At 65.6% G+C, this 25,631-nt stretch carries 27 protein-coding genes and 2 tRNA genes; 18 read left to right on the forward strand and 11 right to left on the reverse strand.

Translation table 11 applies throughout. From position 1 onward, the window contains the following. Positions 1–38 precede the first annotated feature (38 nt). Positions 39–314 carry a hypothetical protein gene (locus tag U5A67_RS33925; RefSeq protein ID WP_027817320.1) on the forward strand — a complete coding sequence of 92 codons (276 nt, stop codon included), beginning with the start codon at positions 39–41 and terminating at the stop codon, positions 312–314. Continuing rightward, positions 314–811 (forward strand): GNAT family N-acetyltransferase, encoded by a 498-nt coding sequence (locus U5A67_RS33930; protein ID WP_321817761.1) that lies wholly within the window; start codon positions 314–316, stop codon positions 809–811. The genes U5A67_RS33925 and U5A67_RS33930 overlap by 1 nt, the downstream gene beginning before the upstream one ends. A gap of 111 nt (positions 812–922) precedes the next feature. Here the strand turns inward: U5A67_RS33930 and U5A67_RS33935 are convergent, their stop codons facing one another. The 5 genes from U5A67_RS33935 to pncB form a co-directional block, all read right to left on the reverse strand. Next, positions 923–2,431, reverse strand: coding sequence for a DNA recombination protein RmuC (locus U5A67_RS33935; RefSeq protein WP_321817762.1), 1,509 nt, complete (start codon positions 2,429–2,431; stop codon positions 923–925). Further along, a complete protein-coding gene (locus U5A67_RS33940) occupies positions 2,428–3,417 on the reverse strand; it encodes a D-glycerate dehydrogenase (RefSeq protein WP_321817763.1) in 990 nt (329 codons plus the stop codon). Before U5A67_RS33940 ends, U5A67_RS33935 begins: the two co-directional genes overlap by 4 nt. A gap of 63 nt (positions 3,418–3,480) precedes the next feature. After that, a complete protein-coding gene (locus U5A67_RS33945) occupies positions 3,481–4,914 on the reverse strand; it encodes a sodium:proton antiporter (RefSeq protein WP_321817787.1) in 1,434 nt (477 codons plus the stop codon). Further along, positions 4,904–5,575, reverse strand: a complete 672-nt coding sequence (locus U5A67_RS33950; RefSeq protein ID WP_205984214.1) for a LutC/YkgG family protein — start codon at positions 5,573–5,575, stop codon at positions 4,904–4,906. Before U5A67_RS33950 ends, U5A67_RS33945 begins: the two co-directional genes overlap by 11 nt. A 98-nt stretch (positions 5,576–5,673) precedes the next feature. Next, positions 5,674–6,876, reverse strand: coding sequence for a nicotinate phosphoribosyltransferase (pncB, locus tag U5A67_RS33955; protein ID WP_321817764.1), 1,203 nt, complete (start codon positions 6,874–6,876; stop codon positions 5,674–5,676). A 388-nt stretch (positions 6,877–7,264) separates the two neighbouring features. Between pncB and fdxA the strand changes: the two genes are divergently transcribed. The 10 genes from fdxA (at position 7,265) to U5A67_RS34005 (ending at position 12,465) form a co-directional block, all read left to right on the forward strand. Beyond that, positions 7,265–7,588, forward strand: coding sequence for a ferredoxin FdxA (gene fdxA, locus U5A67_RS33960; RefSeq protein ID WP_205984216.1), 324 nt, complete (start codon positions 7,265–7,267; stop codon positions 7,586–7,588). A gap of 209 nt (positions 7,589–7,797) precedes the next feature. Further along, positions 7,798–7,873 (forward strand) — tRNA-Asn (locus U5A67_RS33965). A gap of 68 nt (positions 7,874–7,941) precedes the next feature. Beyond that, positions 7,942–8,017 (forward strand) — tRNA-Asn (locus tag U5A67_RS33970). 87 nt (positions 8,018–8,104) lie between these two features. Next, the gene (locus tag U5A67_RS33975) at positions 8,105–8,425 is read left to right on the forward strand and encodes a type II toxin-antitoxin system ParD family antitoxin (RefSeq protein ID WP_321817765.1); all 321 of its coding nucleotides are present in this window, start codon (positions 8,105–8,107) and stop codon (positions 8,423–8,425) included. Next, a complete protein-coding gene (locus U5A67_RS33980; protein WP_321817766.1) occupies positions 8,422–8,763 on the forward strand; it encodes a type II toxin-antitoxin system RelE/ParE family toxin in 342 nt (113 codons plus the stop codon). The genes U5A67_RS33975 and U5A67_RS33980 overlap by 4 nt, the downstream gene beginning before the upstream one ends. A gap of 62 nt (positions 8,764–8,825) precedes the next feature. Then, a complete protein-coding gene (locus tag U5A67_RS33985) occupies positions 8,826–9,302 on the forward strand; it encodes a CreA family protein (protein ID WP_205984219.1) in 477 nt (158 codons plus the stop codon). 29 nt (positions 9,303–9,331) lie between these two features. After that, a complete protein-coding gene (locus tag U5A67_RS33990) occupies positions 9,332–10,186 on the forward strand; it encodes a helix-turn-helix domain-containing protein (RefSeq protein WP_205984220.1) in 855 nt (284 codons plus the stop codon). Between the two features lie 194 nt (positions 10,187–10,380). Continuing rightward, positions 10,381–11,130: an AzlC family ABC transporter permease gene (locus U5A67_RS33995; RefSeq protein ID WP_321817788.1), complete on the forward strand. Its 750-nt coding sequence runs from the start codon at positions 10,381–10,383 to the stop codon at positions 11,128–11,130. Next, positions 11,127–11,450, forward strand: a complete 324-nt coding sequence (locus tag U5A67_RS34000; protein ID WP_205984221.1) for an AzlD domain-containing protein — start codon at positions 11,127–11,129, stop codon at positions 11,448–11,450. Before U5A67_RS33995 ends, U5A67_RS34000 begins: the two co-directional genes overlap by 4 nt. A 265-nt stretch (positions 11,451–11,715) precedes the next feature. Continuing rightward, positions 11,716–12,465, forward strand: a complete 750-nt coding sequence (locus tag U5A67_RS34005; RefSeq protein ID WP_205984222.1) for a DUF4088 domain-containing protein — start codon at positions 11,716–11,718, stop codon at positions 12,463–12,465. A gap of 51 nt (positions 12,466–12,516) precedes the next feature. On the opposite strand, the gene U5A67_RS34010 is transcribed toward U5A67_RS34005, so the two are convergent. Both U5A67_RS34010 and U5A67_RS34015 read right to left on the reverse strand, forming a co-directional pair. After that, positions 12,517–14,661, reverse strand: coding sequence for an ATP-dependent helicase (locus tag U5A67_RS34010; protein ID WP_321817767.1), 2,145 nt, complete (start codon positions 14,659–14,661; stop codon positions 12,517–12,519). A gap of 224 nt (positions 14,662–14,885) precedes the next feature. After that, positions 14,886–15,341, reverse strand: a complete 456-nt coding sequence (locus U5A67_RS34015) for a hypothetical protein (RefSeq protein ID WP_205984223.1) — start codon at positions 15,339–15,341, stop codon at positions 14,886–14,888. Between the two features lie 347 nt (positions 15,342–15,688). On the opposite strand from U5A67_RS34015, the gene U5A67_RS34020 reads away from it, so the two are divergent. The 3 genes from U5A67_RS34020 to panS all read left to right on the forward strand — a co-directional run bounded on the left by U5A67_RS34020 (position 15,689) and on the right by panS (position 18,698). Then, on the forward strand, positions 15,689–15,910 hold the full coding sequence (locus U5A67_RS34020; RefSeq protein WP_205984224.1) for an RNA-binding S4 domain-containing protein: 222 nt from the start codon (positions 15,689–15,691) through the stop codon (positions 15,908–15,910). Positions 15,911–16,082: 172 nt separating this feature from the next. Further along, positions 16,083–17,519 carry an MATE family efflux transporter gene (locus tag U5A67_RS34025; protein ID WP_321817768.1) on the forward strand — a complete coding sequence of 479 codons (1,437 nt, stop codon included), beginning with the start codon at positions 16,083–16,085 and terminating at the stop codon, positions 17,517–17,519. Positions 17,520–17,729: 210 nt separating this feature from the next. Then, positions 17,730–18,698 carry a ketopantoate/pantoate/pantothenate transporter PanS gene (panS, locus tag U5A67_RS34030; protein ID WP_205984226.1) on the forward strand — a complete coding sequence of 323 codons (969 nt, stop codon included), beginning with the start codon at positions 17,730–17,732 and terminating at the stop codon, positions 18,696–18,698. 35 nt (positions 18,699–18,733) lie between these two features. On the opposite strand, the gene U5A67_RS34035 is transcribed toward panS, so the two are convergent. Then, a complete protein-coding gene (locus U5A67_RS34035) occupies positions 18,734–19,081 on the reverse strand; it encodes a DUF2917 domain-containing protein (protein ID WP_321817769.1) in 348 nt (115 codons plus the stop codon). 193 nt (positions 19,082–19,274) lie between these two features. On the opposite strand from U5A67_RS34035, the gene U5A67_RS34040 reads away from it, so the two are divergent. After that, positions 19,275–20,936, forward strand: a complete 1,662-nt coding sequence (locus U5A67_RS34040; protein WP_415767987.1) for a phospholipase D family protein — start codon at positions 19,275–19,277, stop codon at positions 20,934–20,936. A gap of 185 nt (positions 20,937–21,121) precedes the next feature. Continuing rightward, positions 21,122–22,528, forward strand: a complete 1,407-nt coding sequence (gene fumC / locus U5A67_RS34045; protein WP_205984228.1) for a class II fumarate hydratase — start codon at positions 21,122–21,124, stop codon at positions 22,526–22,528. 82 nt (positions 22,529–22,610) lie between these two features. Here fumC and U5A67_RS34050 read toward each other — a convergent pair whose 3' ends face one another. The 3 genes from U5A67_RS34050 to U5A67_RS34060 form a co-directional block, all read right to left on the reverse strand. Next, positions 22,611–23,114 (reverse strand): acyl-CoA thioesterase, encoded by a 504-nt coding sequence (locus tag U5A67_RS34050; protein WP_205984229.1) that lies wholly within the window; start codon positions 23,112–23,114, stop codon positions 22,611–22,613. Positions 23,115–23,278: 164 nt separating this feature from the next. Next, complete coding sequence (locus U5A67_RS34055; protein WP_321817770.1) at positions 23,279–24,310, reverse strand: GlxA family transcriptional regulator; 1,032 nt, start codon at positions 24,308–24,310, stop codon at positions 23,279–23,281. A 95-nt stretch (positions 24,311–24,405) separates the two neighbouring features. Further along, complete coding sequence (locus U5A67_RS34060; protein ID WP_205984231.1) at positions 24,406–24,543, reverse strand: hypothetical protein; 138 nt, start codon at positions 24,541–24,543, stop codon at positions 24,406–24,408. Between the two features lie 223 nt (positions 24,544–24,766). Between U5A67_RS34060 and U5A67_RS34065 the strand changes: the two genes are divergently transcribed. Continuing rightward, positions 24,767–25,480, forward strand: coding sequence for a helix-turn-helix transcriptional regulator (locus tag U5A67_RS34065; RefSeq protein ID WP_321817771.1), 714 nt, complete (start codon positions 24,767–24,769; stop codon positions 25,478–25,480). The last annotated feature ends 151 nt before the right edge of the window (positions 25,481–25,631 follow it).

The following is a 25,631-nucleotide window of genomic DNA, read 5'->3' on the forward strand; positions in this document are numbered from 1 at the left end:
CGACACGCTACGTCCACTCGACCTACGGACCGACTCACATGAAAAAACAGATCTCGTTCATTGCCGCGGGGCAAACCGCCAAGGCGCTCATCCTCGTGTACCTCACCTTCAGCGTGCCGGTGGTGCTGCTCGTCGCCGTGGTCGCGTTCTTCCGCTACGGCACCTTCGAACTGGGCACCGTGTTCAGCGCGCTGATCCTCAATGCGATCGTCGGCTTCGTGCTGCTGTGGATCGCCTGCCATCTGTACAACTGGGTGGCGTCGCGCTTCGGCGGCATCGAGATCCATCTCTCCGACGTCCCCGAGGAAGCCTGATGTCCGCGACGATCCGCGCCGCCGCACCCGCCGACGTCGGCGCCATTCACGCGCTGATGTACGAGCTCGCCGAGTTCGAGAAGCTCACGCATCTGTTCACCGGCACGCCCGAATTGCTGAGCGACGCGCTGTTCGGCGCGCATCCGGCCGCCGAGGCGCTGGTCGCCGAAGACGCGGGGCAGATCGTCAGCTACGCGGTGTTCTTCCACAACTACTCGACCTTTATCGGTCGGCGCGGGATGTATCTGGAAGATCTCTACGTGAAGCCGGAGCAACGCGGCACGGGTCTGGGCACGGCGATGCTGCGCGCGCTCGCGGCCATCGCGGTCGAGCGCAACTGTGCGCGCTTCGAGTGGAGCGTGCTCGACTGGAACGAGCCGGCCATCCGCTTCTACGAAAAGATGGGCGCGACCATCCATTCCGACTGGCGCATCGTGCGCGTGACGGGCGACGCACTCGACAAGCTCGCCGCGCCAGACCAGCCGGCCATCGCTTAAGCCGATTCAGGCCAAACGAAAAACGGGCCGTCCGCAGTGTTGCGGACGGCCCGTTTGCTTTGGCTGCGCTGCTGGAAGCTGCGCGCCTGGAAGCTGCGCGATTCATCCGCGCTATTCGTCCCCGGTGCGCAGCCCATCGCCGAGCAGATCCGACGCTTCCTCGCCCGGCAGCGCCTCGACGTCGCGCAGCTTGCGGTTCATCACGCGCGTGCGCACCTCGGCGGCTTCGATCGAACGCGTCACCGTTTCCAGTTGCGTTTTGGTACGCGCGAGCACATCGCCGAACTTGCCGAACTCCGTCTTCACCGCGCCCAGCACCTGCCAGACTTCGCTCGAACGCTTCTCGATGGCCAGCGTGCGGAAGCCCATCTGCAAACTGTTGAGCAAGGCCGTGAGCGTAGTCGGCCCCGCCACGCTCACGCGATAGTCGCGCTGCAACAGATCGGTGAGACCCGGGCGACGCAGGATCTCCGCGTACAGCCCTTCGGTCGGCAAAAACAGCAGCGCGAAATCCGTCGTGTGCGGCGGCGACACGTATTTTTCGGCGATGGTGCGAGCCTCGGCACGCACGCGTGCCTCCAGCGCCCGCCCCGCTTCCTCGATCCCGGCGAGATCGGCGCGCTCCTGCGCATCGATCAAACGCTCGTAGTCTTCGCGCGGAAACTTGGCATCGACGGGCAGCCAGACCGGCGCGTCCGTCATTGCGCTCGAATCGCTCGCCTTCACGCCGCGCCCCGGCAGGCGAATCGCAAACTCCACGCGCTCGCTGCTGCCCGGCACGGTCGCGACGTTCTTCGCGTACTGCTCGGGCGTGAGCATCTGCTCCAGCAGCACTTCGAGCTGCACCTCGCCCCAGGTGCCGCGCGTTTTCACGTTGGTCAGCACTTTCTTGAGATCGCCCACGCCGGCCGCCAGCGTCTGCATTTCGCCCAGACCGCGATGCACCTGTTCGAGACGGTCCGACACCAGCTTGAACGACTCGCCCAGACGCTGCTCCAGCGTCGCGTGCAGTTTTTCGTCGACGGTGCGGCGCATCTCTTCGAGCTTGGCCGCGTTGTTCGCCTCGATATCCTTCAGACGCTGTTCGAGCGTCGCGCGCACCTCGGTCAGACGCCGGTCGTTGGCCTCGATCATCTGCGCGACCTGCTGGCCGAGCAAAGTGCCGAACTGGCGCAGCGCCGCGCCCTGCTCCTCGCGCGCCTGCTGCGCCTGCACCTGCTGGCTCTGGCGCACGGCGTCGAGTTGCTGCGCGTTGGTCTCGCTGAGCTTCGCGAGTTGCTGCGCGAAGCTGTCGAGCTGGCCGTTCTGGACCGTCGCGATGCTGGTGAGATGCGCCGCCAGCGCCTGCTGCACCTGGCCGAAGCCGCCGCCGAATTCGCTGCGCGACGCCTGCGCCGTGCGGGCGATTTCGTTGCGCAATTCGCGCTCGATACGCTCGGCCGCGCGCGCCTGCGTTTCGCTGGCGCCCGACAGCCGATCGCTCAACTGATCGAGCGCGTCGAGCGTCGCATCGTCATGGCCATGCGCGCCCTGCCGCGCGCGCAGCAACGCGACGATCGAAACCGCCAGAGCGATCGCCAGCACCAGCAAGGCGATCGCCATCAACGACTCGACGCTCATGAACGCGCGCGCCCCAGCACGTCGGGGTTGATCGGGTTGGCCGGCTGACCGGCGCGCGGACCTTCGCCGAGTGCGGCGATCAGGTTGTCGGCGGCGAGATTGGCCATCGCGCGGCGCGTGCCTTCGCTCGCGCTGGCGATGTGCGGCGTCAGCACCACGTTATCGACTTCGAGCAGCGCCGGATGCACAGCCGGCTCGCCCTCGAACACATCGAGGCCCGCCGATGCGATGCGACGCGTGCGCAGCGCATCGGCCAGCGCCGCATCGTCGACAATGCCGCCGCGCGCGATGTTGGTGAGCGTGGCCGTGGGCTTCATCAGCGCGAGTTCGGCCGCGCCGATCGTGTGATGGTTTTCCGGCGTGTACGGCAGCACCAGTACGACGTGATCGGCTTCCTTGAGCAGGTCCGCTTTCGAACGATATTCGGCGTTCAGTTCGCGCTCGATCTCGGGCGCGACGCGTGAACGGTTGTGGTAGATCACGCGCATGTTGAAGCCGCTCGCGCGGCGCGCCAGCGCCTGGCCGATGCGGCCCATGCCGATCACGCCGAGCGTCGCGCCATGAATATCGGCGCCGAGGAACATGTCGAACGACCACTTCTGCCATTGGCCCGCACGCAGATAGTGTTCCGATTCGGTGACGCGGCGCGCGGCCGCCATCATCAGCGCCCAGCCGAAATCGGCGGTGGTTTCGTTGAGCACGTCGGGCGTGTTGGTGCCGAGCACGTTGGCCGCGTTGAAGGCCGTCATGTCGAAGTTGTTGTAGCCCACCGCCATGTTCGAGACCACGCGCAGACGCGGCGCGGCCGCCAGCACCGATGCATCGATCGGCTCGCCCATGGTGAGCGCGCCGTCCTTGTCGGCCAGACGCGCCTTGAGGGCGTCGGCGGACAGCGTTTCGCCGTTGTTCCAGTCGACCTCGAAATACTGCTTGAGCCGGTCGATCACGTCCGGAAAGATCGGGCGCGCCACGAGAATCTTTTGCATCGTTGCTCTCCACACTGCTGAGGTTGGTTCGTTACCGCCGGGCTACATTGTCGCGCGATCAGGCTAAACGAAGAACAGCCAGGTCGCCACGGCGAACACCGGCGTGAGCGCCACGCACGACCAGCCGAGGTAGCCGAAGAAACCCGGCATGCGCACGCCGCGCTGCTGTGCGATGGCCTTGACCATGAAGTTCGGCGCGTTGCCGATATAGGTCATCGCGCCCATCCACACCGCGCCCGCGGAGATCGCCGCGAGCGTGCGCGCGCCGCTTGTCATGAGCGTGGGCGCGTCGCCGCCCGCGAGATTGAAGAACACGAGCCAGGTCGGCGCGTTGTCGAGGAAGGACGACAGCAAACCCGTCGCCCAGAAGTAAAGCGCGTCGTTGGGTTGGCCCGGCGCATCGTTGACGAACTGGATCAGCGCCGCAAACGCGCCCGCCTCGCCCGCGCGCAGCATCGCGATCACCGGCGTGATAGTCGCGAAGATGCCCGCGAAAAGCTTGGCGACTTCGGCGATCGGCGCCCAGTCGAAACCGTTGTCCGTGCGGGCTTTGCGCGACGTGCAGAAAAGCGAGATCGCCGCCAGCGCAAGCAGACCCGCGTCGCGCACGAGGTTCTGCAGTTCGAGCCGCGCGCCCGGCAGATCGATGGCGATGCCCGGCTTCCAGACGCCGCTCATCAGCACCAGCGCGATCACACCCGCGAGCAGCACGAAGTTGAACTTGCCGCCGATGCTGAGGCTGCGCGTATCGGGCGTGGGGTCGAGCACCGCGGCGCGCGTTTCGCCTTCGCGGCGGAAGTACCACGTATCGATCAGCCAGAACGCAGTCAGCAGCACAGCGCAGACGAACAGCATCGGCAACGCGAGATGTTGCGTAGTCCAGAAGAAACTCACGCCATTGAGAAAGCCGAGAAACAGCGGCGGATCGCCGAGCGGCGTGAGCGAACCACCCGCATTCGCGACGAGAAAGATGAAGAACACGACCACATGCACGTTATGCCGACGGTTGTCGTTGGCGCGCAGAAGCGGCCGGATCAGCAGCATGGCCGCGCCGGTCGTGCCCATCACGCTTGCGAGCAAGGTGCCCAGCGCAAGAATCACCGTATTCGTGCGCGGCGAGCCGCGCAGATTGCCGTAGATGCAGATGCCGCCCGCGATCGTATAGAGCGCGCCGAGCAGCACGATAAACGGCACGTATTCATCGACGAGCGCGTGCAGAAAGAGCGGATACGTCGCCGATACACCGTGCGTCGCGGCAAACGGCAGCAGAAACGCCAGCGCCCAGAACGCCGAAATCTTGCCGAAGTGGTGATGCCAGAACGTCGCCGCGAACATCGGCAGGAGCGCGATCGACAGCAGCATCAGCGCGAACGGCAAGCCCCAGAAAGCGCTGAGCGTCGCGCCATCGACACTGGCCGCGTGTGCGCCGGGCGCGGCGAATACCGCCAAAGCCAGCGCACCGCCCTTCAATACGCGTTGCAAGCCCTCACGCGCCATGCACAACCACGACATGCACGCGATACGGCCCATGCGCCCCCAGAACGATGGTTTGTTCGATATCGCCGGTGCGCGACGGCCCCGACACGAAGTTGACCGCGCGCGGCAGCTCACCGCGTTCGGCGCGCATGAGCGCGAAGGCGTCCTCGTGACCGGCGACGATGCGCGAAGCCGGCACCACGGCGATGTGCGTTTCAGGCAGCAGCGCACCCGATGCCCACGTCTGCGCACCGGAAAGCAGCACCAGCGTGCCGGTTTCCGCCGTCGCGCAGAAACAGCCCGTCAGGCCGACGAGATCGCGATCTTCGGGTTTGCGGAATGCGACGCTCAAGCCCGCGCCTGCCCAGTCGAACGATTCGAGCGTTTGCCACGCGACCGCCTGCGTCGGCAACGCGCGCGCGGCGAGATAGCGCGCCGCGGCGGCGGGCACATCGGCGAGTTGCGCGACTTCGTCGACGGTCGTGGCCATCTTCTGCGCCTGCTCGACGAAATGCGCGACGAGGTCGCCTTCGAGCGGCGGACGCGGACCTTCCGGATGACGCGCGAGGTAATCGGCGACGGCTTCGCGCTCGTGCGGCGTGGGCGTGGGCGACGTCACCGCACGGCCCTGCGCCGCGCGGATGCGCGCGAGGATGCTGCGTCGAGCGGCCGTGGTATCCATGAACGTCCTCGTCAAAAAGAAGAAAGGCCCAAGAAAAAAGGCGGCGCGCCGATTATACCGGCGCACCGCCTCGTGTTTTGACGGCTCGGGCGCGGCGCTTAGGTGCCCGCGATCTCCACTTCCGTCGGCTGCTCGATGCCGAACACCTGGCGCAGATAGGCGAGATACGCCTTGTCGTCGCACATGTTCTTGCCCGGCGAATCGGACAGCTTGGCAACCGGCTGGCCATTGCAGCGAACCATCTTGATGACGATCTGCAGCGGCTGATAACCAAGATCGTTAGTCAGATTCGTGCCGACGCCAAAGGCCAGACGGCAACGGTCGCCGAAACGCTCGTAAAGACTCAGCACCTTCGGAATATCGAGCGCGTCCGAGAAGATCATGGTCTTGGTGCGCGCGTCGACGCGATTGTCTTCGTAATGCTTGAGCAGGCGCTCGCCCCACTCGAAGGGATCGCCCGAATCATGGCGCGCGCCGTCGAAGAGCTTGCAGAAGTACATGTCGAAGTCGCGCAGGAAGGCCTGCATGCCATAGACGTCCGACAGCGCGATCCCCAGATCGCCGCGATACTCCTTCGCCCACATCTCGAAGCCGTAAATCTGCGAGTCGCGCAGACGCGGCCCGAGCGCCTGGCACGCCTGCAGGTACTCGTGCGCCATCGTGCCGAGCGGCGTGAGATTGTGCTTCATCGCGTAGTACACGTTGCTCGTGCCGGTGAACTGCTCGCCCAGATCTTCCTTGAGCGTGAGGATCACCTCTTCGTGCCAGCGCTTGGAGAAACGGCGGCGCGTGCCGTAATCGGCGATCTTGCAATCGGCGAATTCGGGCTTCGCGCCCAGCAGTTCGATCTTGCGGCGCAGACGCTCGCGGCCTTCCTCGTACTGCGGATGATGCTGCGTATTGCGGAAATAGACTTCGTTGACGATCGCCAGCACCGGGATTTCGAAGAGGATCGTGTGCAGCCACGGCCCTTTGATCTCGATGTCGATTTCGCCGTTGTTCTTCGGCGAAGGCGTGACCGAAATGTACTTCTCGTTCAGATGGAACAGCGCGAGAAAGTCGATGAAATCGCCCTTGATGAAGCGCATCTTGCGCAGATACTCGAGTTCGGGCTCGGCAAAGCGCAGACGGCAAAGCTTGGAGATCTCGCTGCGGATTTCATCCACATAAGGCACGAGATCGACATCGGGCGTGCGGCAGCGGAAGCGATATTCCACGTTGGCCGCGGGGAAATGATGCAGCACCACCTGCATCATCGTGAATTTGTACAGATCGGTATCGAGCAGCGAAGTTATGACCATGATTGACTAGCCGGACTGCAATCGGAGGGCGCCCACCTCTCCTTCCCGAGCGACTGCCGCGCCTCGTGGGGCAAGCGGCGACGCCGGCGGGCGGCGGGCATCAGCGGTGCGCCCATGTTACCCGAATGCGGCATTCGGACGCGGCGCGACTCGCACGACCGTGGCGCGCGCAGGGATATTGCGCAAAAAACCGGCCGATCAGTCTTGCGTTGCACTTGCGCGCGTGAGTATGCGAAGCCCACGCAACACCGCATAAACTAATCACGAAACGATATAAACGGTGCCGCGAGGGTGTGGATAGGGAATTTCCCATTCAGTTACAATACCGCTTTTGGCGCGCCCCAACCCAGCGCCATCCCCAATACAAAAGCTTGCAGGAGCTGCCTGAATGACCCACGTTGTGACCGAAAGCTGCATCAAGTGCCGCTATACCGACTGCGTCGATGTGTGCCCGGTGGACTGCTTTCGCGAAGGTCCCAACTTCCTCGCGATTGACCCGGACGAGTGCATTGACTGCGCTGTGTGCGTGGCCGAGTGCCCGGTGAACGCCATTTACGCTGAAGAAGACGTCCCTGGCGATCAACAACACTTCACCGAACTCAACGCCGAACTGGCAAAGAGCTGGCCGAGCATCACCAAGACCAAGCCCGCGCTGCCGGAAGCCGAAGAATTCAAGGACGTGAAGGACAAGCTCGCACTGCTGGCTCGTTAATCTGGATGAGTCGGCGCGCGCCGGCTGCACGTATCGTGCTGTACGTCTCGATAGTGACCTACGTGCAGTCCGGCGCCGTATCTGTAGCCTCTGCGGTATCGTCACCCACTCCCGAAGCGGTTTTTTATCGGGAAGAGAAATAAGATGACGAATGGGTGTTGACAGACTGCGCCAGACCCCATAGAATCTCGTTCTCTGCTTTTGTTGATTCCCCGATAGCTCAGTCGGTAGAGCGCCGGACTGTTAATCCGTAGGTCCCTGGTTCGAGCCCAGGTCGGGGAGCCAGAATTTTCAAAAGCCCGTTAATCACAACGGACTTTTTAAAGAAGTTAATGCTGTAGATGTACTGCTGTTCCCCGATAGCTCAGTCGGTAGAGCGCCGGACTGTTAATCCGTAGGTCCCTGGTTCGAGCCCAGGTCGGGGAGCCAAAATCGAAGCCGTTGCGTGTCTCACGCAACGGCTTTTTCTTTTGGGGTGGCGCAAGGTGTTTGATGGCATAATCTGCCAATCAACTCATGCCGAAGGCTGCAGCCATGCCCACCCGCAATGTCGTCCTCACCGACCGGCAAGCCCATCTCGTCGACTCTCTCGTCAATTCCGGCCGATTCCAGAACGCAAGCGAAGTTCTGCGCGCTGGATTGCGTTTGATCGAGCGCGAAGAAGTGGAAATGCAGGAAAAGCTCGAAGCGTTGCGCGACGCTGCTCGTGCGGGCATCGCAGATATCGATGGCGGACGTTCGAAGAACTTCTCGTCCGCTGCGGCGCTGGGTGAATTTCTCGATGCAATCACCGATGATGTCCTTGCTGCACCTGACGCGACGAAACGCACGCGATGAGCACGGTCAAGGGAGATTGGCACATCGCACTCGCCGATCTGGCTCAACAGGACTTCCGCAATATTTTGCGCTGGACGGCCGAAAAATTCGGTCAGACGCAAACGCGTGACTACGCGCTGACGATCTCGACAACGCTGCAGGATTTGTCTTTCGGACCAGACATGCCCGGTGTTCGCCAACGCAACGAAATCGGACCCGGCATCATGACATTGCACGTCGCCCGCAATCGTCGTCGAGGCCGGCATTTCGTGGTGTTTCGCGTTTCGGAAAAAGAAAAACAGCGCATCGACGTACTGCGCATTCTGCATGAAGCCATGGATTTGCCGGCACACGTCTAGCCGTCACAGCCAATCGCCCCACCCTGCCCGATAATACCGCTTCAACATTCTCGGGAATCCGCATGAAAACGATCCGCCAACTTGCGTCAGCCCTTTGCGCGAGCGTGCTTGTCATGGGCGCGGCCCACGCCGAACAGATCGGCAGCGTGAACACCAATTTCCGCATGACCGGCTCCGACAAGGTAGTCGTCGAGGCCTACGACGACCCCGCGGTGCAAGGCGTCACCTGTTACGTGTCGCGCGCGCGCACCGGCGGCGTGAAAGGCACGCTCGGCATCGCCGAAGATCCGACCGAAGCGTCCATCGCCTGCCGTCAGGTCGGGCCGATCAGCTTCGCCGCCCCGCTCAAGCAACAGGCCGATGTCTTCAGCGAGCGCATGTCCTTCCTGTTCAAGACGCTGCACGTGGTTCGCGTGGTCGACACGAAACGCAACGCGCTGGTCTATCTGACCTACAGCGACCGCGTCGTCAGCGGCAGCGCGAAGAACAGCGTCACCGCCGTCCCGATGCCCGCCGGCACCACCATTCCGGTGCGCTAAACTGCAGGGATCGTCGCAGGATCTGTGTCATGGCCCTCTCCCGTTTTCGCGATTCCGCCCGTTACTGGCGCTCGCCGCTCCTGCCCGGCGCGGAGCTGCTCACGGCCGAGTATCACGATCACGAGTTCACGTCGCACTGGCACGATACCTACACGGTCCCCGTGATCGAGGAAGGCGCCGAGTGGTTTCGCTACAGCGGCACGCGCCACGTTGCGGAAGCGGGCAGCGTGCCCGTCATCAATCCCGGCGAGATTCATAACGGCGCGCGCGCCGTCGATGAAGGCTGGCGCTATCGCGTCATGTATGTGCCGGTCGATTATCTGCATGATCTCGCCAGCGAGATCGCGGGCCGCGCGCAGCCGCTGCCGTGGTTCGATGCCGAGGTGATCCGCGACATCGATCTCGCGCGCCGCGTCTCGCGGGCGCATCGCCTGATGGAAGCGCAGGCGGCCGAAGGCCCGGCGCCCGCGCCCGCCGATCTGCTCGCCGCCGAAGACGCGCTGATCGACGCGCTGTCCACCCTGCTCACCCGTCACGCGCGCACCCGCGCCGCCCCGCTCGCCGGTGCGCCGGATGAGCCGCGCGTCGAGGTCATGAAAGCGCTGCTCGCCGCCGATCTCACCACGCAGTTGCGGGTCGCCGATCTGGGCGTGGCCGTCGGTCTTTCGCCCTTTCATGCGACGCGGCTTTTCACCCAGGCCACCGGTTTGCCGCCGCACGCCTGGCGCACGCAACTGCGGCTGCAGCGCGCGCTCGCGCCCTTGCGCGCGGGCGTATCGGTCGCCGATGTGGCCGCCGCACAGGGCTTCACGGATCAGAGTCACTTCACGCGCCACTTCCGCCGCATGTTCGGCGTGCCGCCCGGGCGCTGGCAGATGGCTTGAACCGGACTTAAACCGGGCTTGAACCCGGCCCGAACCGTGCCGGATCTGCGCTGATCGCGCCCCAGCACCGCAAGAACGTACAAGCCACGCCCGTCGCCACCCGCTAAGCTGGCTCTCCCTATCAGGAGACCGGTTTGACCACGCATCCCCACCGTTTCAAGGAATTCGTCGCGGGCGCGCGCGACACGCTGCCGATGCTGGTCGGCGCGGCGCCCTTCGGCATGATTTTCGGCACGCTCGTCGTGACGGGCCCGCTCGCGCTCTGGCACGGCCAGCTGATGTCGCTCGCCGTGTTCGCCGGTTCCGCACAGTTCATCGCGCTCGGGCTGATCGCCTCGCACGCGAGCTTTACGGTGATCCTGGCCACCACCTTCATCGTCAATCTGCGGCACGTGCTCTATAGCGCGACGCTCGCGCCTTATATCTCGCACCTGTCGCTGCGCTGGCGCCTCGCGCTCGGCGGCGTGCTCGTCGACGAAGTGTTCGCCGTGGTCTGGGCGCACTACCGCCGCCATGCGCCGGGCGAGGTCTCGCCGTGGTATTTCCTCGGCTCGGGGCTGTCGATGTACCTGAACTGGCAGATCTGGACGGCGCTGGGCCTGCTGTTCGGCGCGGCCTTTCCCGGTTTGCAGTCGCTCGGACTCGATTTCGCGATGGTCGCCACGTTTATCGCGATCGTCGTGCCGCAGCTTGTCGCCTTGCGTTATGTCGCCGCGGCCGTGACGGCGGGCGCGCTCGCCTTTTTCTGGCAGGCCTGGCCGTACAAGCTCGGCTTGCTGGGCGCGGTGCTGGCGGGCGTGGCGGTTGGCGTCACGCTGTCGCGGCCGCGCAAGCCGCTGGAATCGGCCGATTCGAGCGATGCCGACACCCAGACGAAGCGCGCGTCGCACCCCGCCGCGCACCAACCCCAAAACCCGCACGCCATCGCCGGAGGCCGTCAATGAACTACGTCGCCCTGATTCTCGGCATGGCGCTGATCACCTGGGTCGTGCGCGCCGCCGTCTTCGTGCTCGGCGAACGCGTGGTGTTTCCGCCGCTCGTGCGCACGGCGCTGGGCTTCGTGCCGGTCACCGTGCTCACCGCCATCATCGTGCCGATGGCCGTTTCGCCGCATGGCCAGAACGCCGAGCTGACCTGGCGCAATCCGCAGCTTGTCGGCGCGCTGGCGGCCATTGCGGCGAGTCTGCTCACCAGACGGCCGCTGCTGACCATCGCTGCCGGGCTTGGCGTGTTCTTTCTCTGGCAAGGCGTGGTGTTGCGCTGACGCCTGACGCCCGACGCCCTGACGCGCCGACGACCTGACGCACGAACGCACCAGCGCGCGAAAGCAAGCGTCCAGGGATTTCGAGCACTCCATCGACTGGCAACGCTCAAGTTTCGCCCTCGTAAGCCGTTAAACCGACGAGGCCTGCTTTGGCGCCAGCGGCGACGAAGCAGGCCAGGTACCGCCAAGCAATGCCAGGCACCTGCCCGGCACCGTCAGGTACGGCAACACCAGGCACGGCCAGGAATACACCGGGGCAACCACAATGGGGCACATCACCCTCAATCTCAAGGATGAAACGCTTGCGTCGCTGCGCAAGGATTTCGACGCGTTCCTGCGCGTCTCGCTCAAGCTCGACCCGCAGTTTCTGACGCCGTCGTTTGAGGATTTCCTGCGCGCGAAGCTGCTCGACAACATGACGCCGCTCACCGAGCAGGCGGTGCAGCGTCTGTTGCAGGGTGGCCAGTACGCATGGGCCAAGCGCACGCTCGACAAGGAATTTCCGCAAGTCGTTGCAATCCTGCTGCGCCAGGCGAGCGAGTTCGGCTTCGGTGTCGCATCGCGCCCCGAATGGACGCCCGACGAGTTGACCAAGCAGTGCCGTGACTGGGCCGCGGCGATCGTGACCGAGGCACAAGGCGAAGAAGCGCTGATCGACCCGCTCGCCGCCCAGATCAAGTCGAGCGTGCAGGACATCCAGACGCTCGAAGAGACGATGCAGACGCCCGCGTGGCGTCTCGCGGAATCGTTGCGCCAGCGTGTCTACGAAGCGAAGATCGGCTGCGAACAGTCCACCGGCAGTCTGGCGCGCGAGCGTCTGGGCGAGCTGCGCGGCCTGCTGCGCATGGGCATCACGCACGGCACGTTCCAGAAGCAGGAAGCGCAGCAGATCATGGAATACCTGCGTCTGCTGAAGCCGGAAATCTTCCTCGAAGAACCCGACGACGTGTTCACGCGCCTCGCCGCCTGGCTGCGCAACTTCTTCGTGCCGCCGCCGAAGAACCAGCCGCGCTAATCCGCCTTCGTCCCCGACGCGGCCCCGGCGGCCGCGACATCGGCGGCACGCTTACTCCCACATCTTGCGCAGCTTCGCGCCGATTTCCACCTTCGCGCGCGCCGCGGCGGCCAGCCCCGCCGCACTCGGCGCAGTCACCACGGGCGGCGCCGGCCAGGCGCACGATTCGAACAGCGGCAGCATCTGCGCACCGATAAACCGCGTGCGCGACGCCCACACGTGCCGGTCGCCCGACGCCGCCTGGTTGTGCACATAAAAGCGCTGCGGCACGACGATGTGCAGATCTTCCTTCGCGCGCGTCATCGCCACGTAGAGCAGGCGGCGCTCCTCTTCCAGCTCCTCATCGCTGCCCGCGCCCAGATCGGAGGGAATGCAGCCGTCCACGCCATTGAGCACGAACACGTTGCGCCACTCCTGCCCTTTGGCCGAGTGGATCGTCGAGAGAATCAGGTAATCCTCGTCGAGCAGCGGATCGGCCGATTCGGCGCTGGTGGCGTCGGGCGGATCGAGCGTCAGCTCGGTCAGGAAGCGCTCGCGCGAAGCATAGGTGCTGGCGATGCTTTCCATCTGCAGCAGATCGGCCATGCGTACCTGAGCGTCTTCGTGATTGCGCTCCAGATGCGGCTCGTACCAGCGCCGCACGCGCTCGAATTCGCCGGGCCAGGGCGTGGCGCGCGCGCCGAGATTGTCGATCAGCGCGGTGAACGCCGGCCAGTCTTCGGCGGCGCGCGGCGGCGGCGCGAACGCGGCCAGCGCCTGCGCCGCGCGATAAGCGCCCGTGCAGGCCGCAACCTGATCGAGCAAGCGCGCCGCCGTGGCCGGCCCGACGCCGGGCATCAACTGCGACACGCGAAATCCCGCCACGCGATCGAGCGGATTCTCGGCCCAGCGCAGCACCGCCAGCACGTCCTTGACGTGCGCGGCGTCCAGGAAACGCAGGCCGCCAAACTTCACGAACGGGATATTGCGACGCGCGAGTTCGATTTCGAGCGTCGCGCTATGGTGCGCGGCGCGAAACAGCACGGCCTGCTGCTTGAGCTTCATGCCGCCTTCGCGCGCCTCCAGAATCTGCTCGACGACGTAACGCGCCTGCGTGGCTTCATCGGCGACGGTCACGAGGCGCGGGCGCTGCTGCGAGGCCTTGTCGGTCCAGAGATTCTTGGTGTAGCGCTCGGCGGCGGCGTCCATCACGGCATTCGAAGCGGCGAGAATCGGCTCGGTCGAGCGGTAGTTGCGTTCGAGCGTCACCTGGCGCGCCGGCGGATCGAAATGCGCGGGGAAATCGAGGATGTTGCGCACCGTTGCGCCACGAAACGAGTAGATTGCCTGCGCATCGTCGCCGACGACCGTGAGCCCGCGCCCGTCCGGCTTGAGCGCGAGCAGGATGGACGCCTGCAGGCGATTCGTGTCCTGGTATTCGTCGACGAGAATGTGATCGAAGCGCGCAGCAAGATCGGCGGCGATAGCCGGTTCTGCCGCCATATGCGCCCAATATAAGAGCAGATCGTCGTAATCCAGTACGTTCTGTTTCTGCTTGGCCTCGGTGTAGGCGGCGAACAGCGCGCGCAGTTGCGGCTCCCATTCGAGGCACCACGAAAACGAGCGTGCCAGCACGTTGGCGAGCGAATCGCCCGTGTTCACTACGCGCGAGTAGATCGCCAGACAGGTCGATTTAGCCGGAAATCGCTTCTCTTTCGCCGACAATCCCAACTCATGGCGAATCAGGTTCATGAGATCGGCGGAATCTTCGCGGTCGTTGATCGTGAACGCGGGCGACAGGCCGATCTGCTCGGCGTACTCGCGCAGCAAACGCGCGCCGATGCCGTGAAACGTGCCCGCCCACGTCAGGCCTTTCGACAGCGTGGCCGCCGCGCCCGATACGCCCTGAGCGATGCGCGACACGCGGCGCGTCATCTCCTGCGCCGCGCGGCGCGAGAAAGTTAGCAGCAGGATGCGATGCGGATCGGCGCCATTGACGACCAGATGCGCGACGCGATGGGCCAGCGTATTGGTCTTGCCCGATCCCGCACCGGCGATCACGAGCAGCGGTTCCGGCAGTACGGCGCCCGGCGCGAAAGCCTGCGGCCCGCCATGCTCGACCGCTGCGCGCTGCGCCTCGTTGAGCTTCGCGAGATAGGCCGCGGCATCGAAGCCCGCTTCGGCTGGAGAAGAATCGGCGAGGGAGACGGTAGACACGGCGGCAGTGGGCAAGAGTCGGGAAAGCGCCTCGGACAAAGCGCCGACGCACACTGTATATCCATACACCCCGGCCCGGCAAGCGCCTGATTCTGCTGTGATCTGGCGATATTTACCGGCAAATGACCGTCAACCGCGAACGCCAGGAAAATCACGCAAAAACGGCGACGCCCGTTTCCAGACGTCGCCGCTTCATGGTCGATGCAGGTCGCTGCGAGCGAGCGTTACTGCTGGCCCGTCGTGCCCTGCTGCTGCGCGCCAGCCTGCTGGGCCGACTGACCGTTCATCTGATCCTTCATTTCCGAATCGTTGGCCTGGCGGTCCGCCTTGCGGTTGATCTTGGCGTCCTTGACCTGCGACTTGTACTGCGTCTTGGCCTGCTTCTTCGCGTCCTTGTACTCCGCGTTCGCCGACTTCTTGGCGCTGCGGTACTCGGCGCTGGCCTTTGCGTTGGCGTCGCGCTTTTGCACCAGCGGGTCGGTGGACTGCGGCGCGGTCAGGTTCTGCGGCGCGGGCGCGGGTTGCGCGACGCCGGCTGCGGCGGGCGCCTGGCTGGGCGCCGCGCCCGGTGCGAGCGTGGGCGCAGCCGACGGCGCTTCGGTCTGGGCGAACGCGCCCTGAGCGAAGATGGCGGCAGTGGCGAGAGCGGTACCGGTAAGCAGCTTGCGAATCTGAGTCATGGCATATCCTCTTTGCAGTAGTTCCGGGAACCGGACAGCAACACGCATACCTGTCGAAAGTGGCCAGTTTGCGGCGTCGTTGCGCGGTCCCGCTCGATTCATCCGCTTCGTTCACAGCGCCTTGTGCCCGTGAATCTGTTGAAGCGGCGTTCTCGGCTGGGGTGAATCCATTTTTGTCTGAGGATGCTGATGAAGTCCCGCAACGTTACTCAACGTTTCACTTTCTGACGATTTCATAACATCTGGCCCCGAGATGTATCCGCCGCCCTGGCCGCCGCGATCGCTTATCATGCTCACCCTTCGCGCAGCCTCACTGGCGCGCTTCAGCTTCTGCTTCTGGATTCGCCATGCCCAATCTCGATTTCACCCTGACCGGCGACTACGTCGAACTGCACAACCTCCTCAAGATCACGGGCCTTGCCGATAGCGGCGGCTCGGCCAAGCAGATCGTCGCCTCGGGCGCCGTCAAGGTCGACGGCGAAGTCGAACTGCGCAAGACCTGCAAGGTACGCGCGGGCCAATCCGTGCTGCTGGGCGACACGCGGATCGCGATCCACGAGGCGCAATAGCCGAAGCACAGGAACGCCACCCAACGCAACCGATTCGAAAGCAAATGCACCATATAGGTGCTTTTTGTCCCAAACAGGCGTAATCTGCGTTTAGGCCCAAGCCTCCGCTTCTGGCCCAACTCGAACGCACACAAGGACACGCGGCGCGATTTTTCGCGCCGCGTCTGCTTTCATGACCCGATCCACCGCCCCCACGCGCGCCCACCGCGACCACGATTCGCGCCGCGCCTTCGCTCCACCCTCGCTGCGCCGCCACGCCGCCGACACCGCGCGCCTCGCCGCCCCGCTCGCCATCGCCCAGCTTTCGCAGATGGCCATGAGCGTCACCGATACCGTGCTGCTCGGCTCGCTGGGCGCGGGCGCACTCGCGGCCGGCGGCCTGGGCGCCAATCTGTTCTTCGTCGTGGTCACCGTGCTGCAAGGCGTGCTGACCTCGGTCAGCGTGAGCGTCGCGCAGGCGCGCGGCGCCGACGATCTGCATCGCGTGCCGCACATCTACTGGACCGGTTTCGCGCTTTCGCTGCTGCTGTCGCTGCCCGCGTTCGTGCTGCTGTCGTTCGCCACACCCGTGCTGCTCGCGCTGGGCGAGCCGTCGGTGCTCGCGCATCAGGTCGGCGAATACGCGGCCGTGCTGCGCTGGGGCGCGCCCGCGAGTTTGATTGGCGTGGGGCTGATGCGCTCGTTCCTGCCCGCCATCGGCGCGGCGAAACGCCTGCTCTGGGTGTCGATCGGCAGCGTGTTCTTCAATGGCTTTCTCAATTACGGGCTGATTCACGGCGCGTGGGGCCTGTCGCACATGGGCTTTCTCGGCTCGGCGGCGGCCACCAGCATCACGATCTGGCTGACCACGCTGCTGCTGATGGCGCTGCTGCATCTGCGCCCTTCGCATCAGCATTTCGTGAGCGCGCGCCGCCCCACCGCGCCGCTGATGGGCGAACTGTTCACGATCGGCTGGCCCGTGGCGATTACCTTCGCGGTCGAGGCGACGCTTTTCCTCGCCACCGGCATCGTCATGGGACTGCTCGGCGCGACGCCGCTGGCCGCGCATCAGATCGCGCTGAACGTGGCGTCGGTGATGTTCATGGTGCCGCTCTCGATCGGCCAGGCCGCCAATGTGCGCGTGGGCTACTGGATCGGCGCGGGCCAGCCGGGCGCGGCGCGTCATGCGGGCTTCGTGGCGCTCGGGCTGGGCGTGGGTTTCATGACGATGTCGGCGCTGGTGATGGTGCTTGCGCCGCACTGGATCGTCGGGCTGTATCTGCGGCTGGACGATCCCGCGAATGCGCAGACGGTCGCGCTGGCGGCTTCGCTGCTGGGCGTGGCGGCGCTGTTCCAGATCGTCGACGGCATGCAGACGGTGGGCTCGGGCTGCCTGCGCGGCCTCAAGGACACGCGCATTCCGATGCTGGCCGCGACGCTCGGCTACTGGGGCATCGGCTTTCCGTTCGGCTATGCGCTGGCATTCCACTTCGGGATGGGCGCGCTCGGCCTCTGGTGGGGACTCGCGGCGGGTCTGGCGAGCGTGGCCGTGCTGATGACCTGGCGCTTCCATCACATCAGCCGCCGCGTGCAGCGCGAAGCGGCGGCGCACGCGGGCCCGGACGCATAAGCGGCTCGCTGCACGTGACGCAGCCCGGCGGCCGTCCGGGCACCATTCGGGCGCATTCTGGCGGGCGGTTAGAATACGCGGCTGGCAAACACGGCTACCCGCCGCCCGCCAGCCGTCCCACGAGGGCGCTTGAGAATCCAATCCGGTAGAACCGGCGCATCGCCCACCCGAACCGCTCCCAAAACGCCTCCGCTCACGGACCACTCGCTCATGCTCGCCCCGATCACCCGACTGTTCCCGCTCTGGGCCGTCCTCGTTTCGCTGTTCGCCTACTTCAATCCGGGCGCGGTCGCGCCCGTCACGCCGCACGTCACCACACTGCTGACGATCATCATGCTGGCCATGGGCGTGACGCTCTCGTTCGCCGATTTCCGGCGCGTCTTCACGCGCCCCGCGCCCGTGCTGGCCGGCATCGTCCTGCACTATCTGGTGATGCCGCTGGCCGCCTGGGCGATCGCCCACGCGCTGCACATGCCCGCCGATCTGACCGCCGGCATGGTGCTGGTCGGCAGCGTGGCGAGCGGCACGGCCTCGAACGTCATGATTTACCTCGCGCGCGGCGACGTGGCGCTGTCCGTGACGATCAGCGCGCTCTCGACGCTGGTGGGTGTGTTCGCCACGCCGCTGCTCACGCGCCTTTACGTCGATGCCTCGATTACCGTCGATGTGCACGGCATGCTCATGAGCATCCTGCAGATCGTCGCGCTGCCGATCGTGGTCGGCCTGATCGTCAACCGTCTCGCCGGCGGCCTCGTGCGCCGCGTCGAACCGGTGCTGCCGCTCGTGTCGATGGTGTCGATCCTCGCGATCATCGCCGCTGTAGTGGGCGGCACGCATGCGAGCATCGCCACGGTCGGGCCGATCGTCGCGCTTGGCGTGGTGCTGCATAACGGCATCGGCCTGCTGGGCGGCTACTGGGGCGGCCGCCTGCTGGGCTTCGACGAATCCGTGTGCCGCACGCTCGCCATCGAAGTCGGCATGCAGAACTCGGGGCTCGCCGCGACGCTCGGCAAGCTCTACTTCTCGCCGCTCGCCGCCCTGCCGGGCGCGCTGTTCTCGGTCTGGCACAACCTGTCCGGCTCGCTGCTGGCCGGTTACTGGGCAGGCAAGCCCGCACGCGGCAGCGAGCGCGACGCCGACGAAGCGCGCGCGGCAGCTTCGTCCGCGCCGCGCGGTTAAGCGCCGTCGCGCATTGGCCTCGCGTATCAGGTCGATTACCCGCGCTGCACGCGTAACCGTGCACGCGCGGGCCGCCTGAGCACGCTGGCCGCCAGCCGCTGACACCACGTCAGCCACGCAAGCTCCGGCGCCATCGGCACGCTCACCTCGCAGCACACCGCCTCATCCCATCCGCCGATCCACACGCGCTCGCCCGGCGCGAACGGCAGCGCCTCGCCCGGTTCGAGCCAGTAGTCCTGCGCGTCGCCCTCGACGGTCATCAGCACGCGCCCTTCGAGCACGCCGATCACCCCGCCCTGTGCCCGCCGCACGAGGCGGCAGGCGCGTCTTGCCACATCCAGCCGCTCCACCGTCGCTTCGTCCGCTCGCGTCAGCCGTTCCATCGCCGTCTCCTGCTGTTGATGATGGAAGCAGTGTTGCGCGCGCAGCACCGGCAACGTTTCCGCCCGACGTGAAACGACGGCGCGTTCGCTCCCGCGCATCACGTTGCGCCGCTTGCCGATAGAATCGACGCAAAACGGCGCGCAACGTCAGCGAACAAAACACGCCCTGCGCCAAACGGAGAGGAGAACCCGCTTGCACGCCTTCAATGCATTGAACGCCGCCCGACGGTTTGCCGCCCAACGGATCGCCGCCCGACGCCTCTGCCTCGCGCTCGCGTGCGTGACGCTCGTTGCGGCCTGCGCCACGCGCCCGCCCGCCACCGATTACCCGCGCCAGTCCACCTCCGCGCTGCCCGCCGCCGATGCCAGCGCCACCGCGCTCGGCACCGCGCTGGCCGCGCCCGAAGCCGCGCATCCGGGCGAGTCGGGCTTTCGCCTGCTCGCCACCGGCACCGATTCGCTGCAGATGCGCGTCGCCCTCGCCCGCGCGGCGACGAAGACGCTCGACATGCAGTACTACATCGCCAACGAGGACACGACCGGCAAATTGCTGCTCGGCGCCGCGCTCTATGCCGCCGATCGCGGCGTGCGCGTGCGCATGCTCGTGGACGACCTGAACTTCCACGACATCGACCGGCTGATGGCGTCGCTCAACAGCCATCCGAACATCCAGATCCGCGTGTTCAATCCGTACGGCAGCACCACCGAGAGCATGTTCACGCGCACGCGCAACTTCTTCTCGAACGTCGATCAGTTCACGCGCCGCATGCACAACAAGTCGACCATCATCGATAACGAACTGGTGATCGTGGGCGGGCGCAATCTCGGCGACGAATACTTCAGCGCGAGCCCCACGCTGCAGTTCCGCGATCTAGATGTGCTGGGCGCGGGGCCGGTTGCGGCGAGCGTCTCCGCGAGCTTCGACGAGTACTGGAACAGCAGCGTTGCCTACCCGCTGGGCGTGCTCAATCATCAGAAGTTCGACGCGCACGATCTCGACGCCGCACGCGACGACTTGCGCAAACACTGGCGCGAAACCGCCGATCCCTACAACGCGAAGCCGCTCAACGCCACGCCGCTTGCGCAGCAGATCACGCGCAACGAGCTGGGCCTCGTCTGGGCCAAATGGCAGTTCGTGGCCGATTCGCCGGGCAAGATCGGCGGGCCGGAGCAAGGCGAACTGGGCGACGCGATGCGCTCGCTGCTCGACCGGATTCGCACGGCAAAGAGCAGCGTGCTGGTGTTCTCGCCGTACTTCGTGCCGCACGACGCAGGCGTGCAGGAACTGACGAAGCTCACGGCGCGCGGCGTGCGCGTGGCGATCCTCACTAACTCGCTCGCCGCCACCGACGCCGTCGCCGTGCAGGCCGGCTACAGCCCGTATCGCGTGCCGCTGCTCAAGGCGGGCGTCGAACTGTACGAATTCAAGCCGATCCAGCACGAAGGCACGCGCGAGCGGCGCTTCGGCATCACGGGCTCGCAATCGCGGGCGAGCCTGCACGCGAAGGCTTATGTGATCGACGACAGCACGCTCGTGATCGGCTCGCTCAATCTCGATCCGCGCTCCGCGAAGCTGAACACCGAACTCGCGCTCACCATCGACAGCCAGCCGATCGCGCGCGAAGTGACCGGCTATTTCGCCCACGCGACCGCGCCCGCGGTGAGCTATCACGTCACGCTCGCGACGCCCGAACAACTCGCGCAGCAGCGCGGCACCGTGACGAATTCGCCGCTCGTCTGGACCGATGAGGAAAACGGCATGATCCGCACCTACAACCTCGATCCTGGTGCGGGTTTTTACCGGAATCTGCTAACCGGGCTATTCTTGCTGTTGCCGGTCGATAGCCAGTTGTAGACGCATCGGCCGAGGCAAACCGGAAGTCCGCCCTTTAGCCAGACCTAGCTCAGCGTGACGTCCTTCGCGGACGCTCACGCAGGCGCCGCCACGCTGCGCCGCTGCCCAGCCACCTCGCGGACCCGACCCGTCATATGCGGCGCCGCGCCGAAACACCGGCGCCGCCTCAACATCGGAGTGTCAAGATGACCGCCAGCCATGAAAACGTCAGAATGGAACGCGACACGTTCGGCGAGATCGCCGTACCTGACGCGCAGCTATGGGGCGCGCAGACGCAGCGCTCGCTGCAGAATTTCCGTATCTCGACCGAAAAGCAGTCGCCCGAACTGATCACCGCACTCGCGTGGATCAAGCGCGCCGCCGCCGAAGTGAACCAGCAGCTCGGCGTGCTCGACGAAGCCAAGGCGCACGCGATCGTGCAGGCCGCCGACGAAATCGTCGATGGCAAGCATGCGGGCGAATTCCCGCTCGCGGTCTGGCAAACCGGCTCGGGCACGCAGACCAACATGAACTTGAACGAGGTGATTGCGAACCGCGCGAGCGAGATTCTGGGCGGCGAGCGCGGCGAGGCGCGCAAGATCCATCCGAACGACGACGTCAACCGCGGCCAGTCCTCCAACGACGTGTTCCCCACGGCCATGCACGTGGCGGTGGCGGTCGGCATCGTCAAACATCTGCTGCCGGCGCTCAAGACGCTGCGCGAAACGCTCGCGGACAAGTCGAAGCAATTCGCCGATATCGTCAAGATCGGCCGCACGCACCTGCAGGACGCCACGCCGCTCACGCTCGGCCAGGAATTTTCGGGCTACGTCGCGCAGCTCGATCACGGCATCAAGCATGTGGAATCGTCGCTGCCGCATCTGTACGAACTGGCGCAAGGCGGCACGGCGGTGGGCACCGGTCTGAACGCGCATCCGCAATTCGCGCAGAAAGTGGCCGAAACCATCGCGAAGCTCACCGGCGTGCCCTTCGTGACCGCGCCCAACAAGTTCGAAGTGATGGCCGCCGCCGATGCGCTGGTGTTCGCGCACGGCGCGCTCAAGACCGTGGCCGCCAGCCTCATGAAGATCGCCAACGACGTGCGCTGGCTCGCAAGCGGCCCGCGCTGCGGTCTGGGCGAACTGTCGATTCCCGAGAACGAACCGGGCAGCTCGATCATGCCGGGCAAGGTGAACCCTACGCAGTCCGAAGCGGTGACGATGCTCTGCTGCCAGGTGTTCGGCAACGACGTGGCCGTGAATATGGGCGGCGCGAGCGGCAACTTCGAACTCAACGTGTTCCGCCCGATGATCGCGCACAACGTCCTGCAATCGATCCGCCTGCTCGCGGACGGCGCGCTCTCGTTCAACGATCATTGCGCCGTGGGCATCGAGCCGAACCGTGCGCGCATCGACACGCTGCTCAACGAATCGCTGATGCTGGTGACGGCGCTCAATCCGCACATCGGCTATGACAAGGCCGCGCAGATCGCCAAGAAGGCGCACAAGGAAGGCACCACGCTCAAGGCGGCGGCGCTCGCGCTCGGCCACGTCACCGAACAGCAATTCGACGAATGGGTGAAGCCGGGCGAGATGGTCGGCAACACGAAATAAGTCTTTGGCAAAGGGCTGAAACGCAAAACGGGCGGCGAAGCTTCTGGCTTCGCCGCCCGTTTGCTATTGGCTTTTCAGCGTCTCAAACCTGCCCTTTCGCGACTTCATCGGGCTTGAGTTCGACGATCGCATCGAGCGCTTCCTTCACGTCGAGCGCGTATTTCGCCAGGCGCTTCTGCTCCTCGGTTTCCGGCGTGAAGGTGGGCACGGGAATCGGGTTGCCGTTTTCGTCGACGGCCACGAACACGATCAGGCAGTCGGTCGTCAGGCGCAATTGACCGCTCTTGGGGTCGCCCGCGTGCACGGTGATGTGGATGTGCATCGAGGTGCGGCCCGTGGCCACCACGCGCGCGCGCAGTTCGACCATGTTGCCGACCAGGATCGGCCGGCGAAAGCGGATATTGCCCACGCTCACCGTCACGCAATAGCGGCCCGACCAGACTGCTGCGCAGGCGTAGGCCGTTTCGTCGATCCACTTCATCAGCGCGCCGCCGTGGACTTTGCCGCCGAAGTTCACCGAAGTCGGCTCGGCGAGAAAACGGAACGTCGTTTCCGAACGGTCCAGCGGTTGGGAAGGCGTACTCATATCGGCTCCGGCTCGTGGCGTAGTGTGGGATGCGGGCCCGGCGCGCGTGCGCGTGGGCGTCGTTTTAGGTGCCGTCGATTATACGAGCGCCGAATGTCATACCGGATGTCATGCCAAATTAGGCCGCGAAGCCACGCCCGAAGCGCGCGTCGCTCCCCGCCGCTTCACGCATTCAGCGCGGAAAATCTGGCGCGATAGTCGGCGGGCAACACGCCATAGCGGCGTTCGAACGCACGCCGCAGATTCTGCTCGGTGCCGAAGCCGCAGTCGGCGGCAATCCGTTTGAACGGCAGGCGCGACTGCGCGAGCGCGTGCGCGGCAGCCTCCACGCGCATCGCCGCGACCGTGCGCGCGGGCGTACGCCCCACGGCTTCCACATAACGCCGCGCGAAGGTGCGCGGGCTCATGCAGGCGGCTTCGGCCAGCCGCTCGACGTTCAATTCGATGTGCAGGTTCGCGGCCATCCAGCCATGCAGCGCGTCGAACGCACCGCCCGCCGCGCTTTGCGCCGCCAGCGCCTCGCTGAACTGCGCCTGGCCGCCGGGGCGCTTCATGAAGACCACGAGGCGGCGCGCGGCCTGCATCGCGACGGCGTGGCCGCAGTCCTCTTCGATCAGCGCCAGCGCGAGATCGATGCCCGCCGTCACGCCCGCCGAGGTCCAGACCACGCGGCCGTCGCGTTCGTCGCGGATAAAGATCGGTTCGTCGTCGACTTCGACTTGCGGGAAACGCCGCGCGAGCTGCGCCGCATTGCGCCAGTGCGTGGCCGCGCGGCGGCCGTCGAGCAGCCCGGCCGCCGCCAGATAGAACGCGCCCGTGCACACCGAGGCGACGCGGCGCGCGCGTGGCGCATGCGCCGCGATCCAGGCGACGAGTTCGGGTTGCAGCGCGGTGTGATCGTCGATCGGAACGCCGGGGACGATCAGCGTGTCGATGCTGTCCGGATCGAGGGCGGCGAGTTTTTCCGCGACCACGGGCAGGCCCGCGAAGGTCGGCAGCACGCCGCCTTCGATCGACGCGAGCGTGACGCGGTAAGCGCCCGGCTGCGTCGATAAAGTCGCCGCGTGAGGCGATTGCGCGCGCATCGTGAGTTCGGCACGCCAGAACGCCTCGATGGGACCGCAGGCGTCCAGCAGGACAAGATCGGGTGCGACCGCGAAGACGATATGGCGTGCGTGGGCGGTTTCGGCGTGCATGGCGGGGAGCAGTCTTTGAGACTCGACCGCCGCATGATCGCACGCGCGCGACTGGCAGTTACGTCAATCTGCCATCAATTCCTGCCAGCCTTCGCTTACTTGTGAAACGAAATGCCTTCGTCGATCGTGCCGTACATGGTGATGCCGCTCGCGCTGCCGCCCGACGGGGGCGAGCCGCCCGCGCAGGCGGCGCAGAGCAGCGTGAGCGCTGCAAGGGCCAGAATCCGTTTCATGACTGCCTGTGTGCTTTCGAAGGAGCGGTCATTCTAGCCCTGCGGCATGGGGCGGCGCGGTTTCGCCAGCAAGGCGCCTTGCGCGTTCGATCACACGCGCTTACACGCGATCACACCCGAGCGCACGCGACATTTCACGCCAGCCTGAAACGTCGAATGCGGCGCTTCGCTAGAGTATCGGTATGGGTCATCGTCCGTACTTACCCCTCTGGGAGAACCTGTCATGCCGCTGCCTACCGCCGATGAATCCGCGCACTTCCCCGGTCTCGCGCGCGTCGCCGCACTGCTGGCCGATCCGGGCCGCGCCGCCATGCTGTGGGCGCTGATGGACGGCAGCGCCCGGCCGGCCGGCGAACTCACGCTGATCGCCGGTCTTTCGCCTTCGGCCGCCAGCGCGCATCTGGCGCGCCTCGCCGAAGGCGGCCTGCTCGCGCCCGAGGTGCGCGGGCGGCACCGCTACTACCGCATCGCCACGCCCGAAATCGCCCAGACCATCGAGGCGCTGATGAACGTCGCGCACGCCACCGCGCCCACGCGGCCTGTCACGCGGCCGACGCGCACCGTGCCCGTGGAGATGCGCCACGCGCGCACCTGCTACGACCACATGGCAGGCGAAGTGGCCGTGCGCGTCTTCGACCGGCTCGTGGCCGGCGGCCTGCTGGTGCGCGAAGGCGACGATCTGGAAGCGACCGAAAGCGGGATCGCCCGGCTCGCGAGTTGGGGCGTCGATCTCGGCGCCCTGCGTGCGCGGCGGCGACGCTTTGCCTGCACGTGTCTGGACTGGAGCGAACGGCGTCCGCATCTGGGCGGCGCGCTGGGCGCGGCGCTGCTCGAACGCTTTACCTCGAACGGCTGGGTCGAGCGCACGAGCCGTCCGCGCGTGCTGCGCATCACGCCGCTCGGGCAGCGCGAATTCGACGCGTTCGAGCGCGCCTGAAACGCCGAATCACCTGACAAATCGCCGACAAATTCATTTAAAACATCCGCAAAATCGGCGTTTTGGGCGACTGTCACACGTTCTGTTACAGAAGGTGCATAAGCGGCAACAAATGCGTGCGCATGGAAACACGGGCGTTGGATAAAGTGGG

It is taken from the genome of Paraburkholderia sp. J69-1, from assembly GCF_905220255.1.
Lineage (GTDB): Bacteria > Pseudomonadota > Gammaproteobacteria > Burkholderiales > Burkholderiaceae > Paraburkholderia.